Below are 1,604 nucleotides of genomic sequence, written 5' to 3'. Positions count from 1 at the left end.
TTATTTCTTTATTTTTATGTAATTCTAGATGATTTAACGCTCCTCACTCGACATTTCTCTCAAAAAAAGACGCAGCTTCTTATTACAGAACTGCGCCAATTAAAGAGTGTTTAGTTTTGAAAATTTCATGTATGGTTTCAATTCAATTGATCCTTAAACTATCTATAAGCACACACTTCCAATCAAGAAAGTGGTACCTTTTAATATTTCAGTAGTATAAACTACCTTTTTTGTTGAATCAGTCCAATTCCATTGCCTGTCGGATCAACTAAGTAAGCAAGATAAAACTCATCGAACTCCATTGGCTCCCGCACGACCATAGCCCCGTTCTCTTTGGCCTTCCCTATAGCATCCTGAATGGATTCTACTTCAATTTGAATTCTTGTTCCGTGAGGGTAATCCTCAGGTCCTTTGCTGATGCCTCCGCTTAAAGACACTTGATCCTTTGCAGGAGTCACCGGCCAATAATCCCACTTTGGCTCAAAAATTTCCCAGCCAAATACTTCCGCATAAAACCGGGCTGCTTTTTCTGGTTCCTGACTACTCAATTCAAAGCCGACAACGTTTCCCATTTCCTACTCTCCCCTTTCCATCATCTATTTCCAAAAGCTGGACTCTAGCTAATTATTCGATATTTTTCGAGAGTTTCCTTTTTCTAAACTTAAATCTATAAGAACCTGACTCCTTCTACGCTCTCCTCATTTCCTTTAACATGCAATAAACAATGAACAAGGACGCTCTCAAATGATTAATGAAAGCGTCCTTGCTACTTACTATTATTTTCTTATAAATGTCTCAGAAATGATAACCCCGCGTTTTGCCATCTCACCGATATAGATATCTCCTGGAACAATCTGCTCTGGAGGGCAGACGCCCCGCTTCGTGATTGTCTGATGGCCGATAAGCTGGGCAACGACTGAGATTGTGTTAGCGGTAGCTCTGGCCATTGCTGTTACTTGATTGGTTCTGTCTTTATAAGTGATCATTTCATACTGATATGTTGTCGCTATTCCGTCCTGTGTCCCTCCTACTTCTACTCGAAGCAGTACGACATCATCTTTATCCTTCAAATCTACGATGGGATCGATGGTTTTCAATAAAACTTCGCGTGTTTTCACTTTTTGTCCATTCACTTCTACTTCATGGTCGGCCCCCGTCAAATTCAGATCCACTAACAGCTTCATTTTCTCCGCATGGCCTGGATAGCGAATCGTCTTGTACTCTAGGGTGTCAATGTCAGGGTAAGACTTCAATAAAGTCGACGTTCCTCCCGATGTATGAAAAGCTTCAAGCGGTCCGAATCGCTCGAAATACAAAGGCTCAAGCTCCGTTAGGGAAGGAACCACTTTTAATTTGCCGTTCCGGATGATTTCTGATGGGTCTGTATAATGGTCCAGCAAACCCTCCATAGAAAATACGTGATTGTATTCAATGGGCGGCTCGGGTTTTACCGGTATGCCTCCGACGAAAAGACGGATCGAATCCAGATGATCGAGCTTACTGGCACCGTATCCTGAGAGGATGTTGATCATCCCAGGGGCGACGCCAAGATCGGGAATGACCGTTACACCGGCCGCTTTTGCCTCCTCATTATGATTCAGCAC

The 1,604-nt window shown here is 42.8% G+C and carries 2 protein-coding genes; both read right to left on the bottom strand.

Translation table 11 applies throughout. From position 1 onward, the window contains the following. Positions 1-221: 221 nt before the first annotated feature. Complete coding sequence (locus LD39_RS01470; protein ID WP_035542104.1) at positions 222-572, bottom strand: VOC family protein; 351 nt, start codon at positions 570-572, stop codon at positions 222-224. Between the two features lie 204 nt (positions 573-776). Then, a partial coding sequence (locus tag LD39_RS01465) for a saccharopine dehydrogenase family protein (RefSeq protein WP_035542102.1) occupies positions 777-1,604 on the bottom strand: 828 nt, incomplete at its 5' end.

Origin of the sequence: Halobacillus sp. BBL2006, from assembly GCF_000786645.1 — a bacterium.
Lineage (GTDB): Bacteria > Bacillota > Bacilli > Bacillales > Halobacillaceae > Halobacillus.
The sequence above is the reverse complement of the archived record's forward strand: the minus strand, read 5'-3'. Positions and strand labels throughout refer to the sequence as shown.

What these genes read in the sequence shown, in the direction of transcription:
- LD39_RS01470 (WP_035542104.1), bottom strand. Translation starts at nt 572, where the DNA reads ATGGGAAACGTTGTCGGCTTTGAATTGAGTAGTCAGGAACCAGAAAAA.